Source organism: Xanthobacter sp. NM-59 (assembly GCF_021401125.1).
GTDB lineage: Bacteria > Pseudomonadota > Alphaproteobacteria > Rhizobiales > Xanthobacteraceae > Xanthobacter.
In genome coordinates this window covers 1-605 of sequence record NZ_JACBFQ010000035.1, presented here as the reverse complement: position 1 = coordinate 605, position 605 = coordinate 1, and the positions used below count along the sequence as shown (strand labels likewise).

The window sequence follows — 605 nt, the reverse complement described above, 5'->3', positions numbered from 1 at the left end:
CCGCGCCCGGCAACGGGGAAGATGAGCGCAACATCGGCCGGATAGACCTTTTGGTGCTTCGGGATGCCCACGGCCCAGGTGAGGCCGCGTGTGCTCAGGCCTTGGCGGAAGGAGGCGGACAGGCCGTAGCCGGCATCGGCCAGGAACAGTCCGAAACGCACGCCCAGCGCCCTGACGCGATCGATCTCATCAAGGGCGATCTCAGACTTGGAGCGCGGTGCCCGGAACCGCTCTGGTACACCGGCGGTGACCATGCGTTCGACATCATCGGTCCAGGTCTGAGGCAGGAACAGGCGCTGGCCCACGGCCACGGGCACCTCGTCCCTCGCGAGTGTGACGGAGACCAAAGTCTGGCAGTTGGCGCGCTTGCCCAGTATGGAGGCGTATTGCGGCGCCACGCCAACCGAATGGCTGCCCTTCTTGGGCAGGCTGGTGTCGTCGATGACGAGGATGGCATCGGGTCCCCCACGAGGCGGTCGGCGGTGCGGGCGAGTTCCGCTTCAAGGGGGCCTCGTCCCATAGACCATCCGAGATGAAGTGGTGGAAGCGGTCATACCGTGTCGGCTCGAGCCGCTCGGCCATGGGCTGCATGCTCTTGCGCTCGC

General features: G+C 66.4%; 1 pseudogene. It reads right to left on the bottom strand.

Annotated features, from left to right (window positions below):
- Positions 1–605 (bottom strand): annotated as a pseudogene (locus tag L0966_RS22625) (IS701 family transposase); the annotation flags it as partial.